Annotated in this window: 1 protein-coding gene; it reads right to left on the bottom strand. The window is 42.8% G+C overall.

The genetic code is table 11. The features are described from left to right. Positions 1-302, bottom strand: a 302-nt coding sequence (locus ACFINO_RS10205; RefSeq protein ID WP_375655712.1) for an RNA polymerase sigma factor region1.1 domain-containing protein, incomplete at its 3' end; no start/stop codon positions are given. Positions 303-311 lie beyond the last annotated feature (9 nt).

The raw sequence follows: 311 nt of genomic DNA, 5'->3' as shown, positions 1-311 counted from the left end.
GCTTCTACTAAATCCCCCCCCTCTACCCTAACCTCTTCTTCATAATTCTCAGCCTCACCCTCATCATCCACGACATTAATGCCCATCTCCGAGAACATCGCCAAGGTATCTTCAATTTGTTCAGATGTAACCTCATCAGGAGGAAGAACTGCGTTCAGTTCATCCATTGTCACGTAACCATTTTTTTTGGCGATTTTAACCATTTTTTTGATGGCATCATCAGAAAAATCGAGAAGAGGACTGTCCACACTCGCTTGGGTCGTTACTTCTGTATTGTCTTTCTGTTTAACCTTTGTTGCCATACCGTTAAC

This window comes from Bartonella sp. AA83SXKL, assembly GCF_042196965.1.
Classification (GTDB): Bacteria; Pseudomonadota; Alphaproteobacteria; order Rhizobiales; family Rhizobiaceae; genus Bartonella.
The sequence above is the reverse complement of the archived record's forward strand: the minus strand, read 5'-3'. Positions and strand labels throughout refer to the sequence as shown.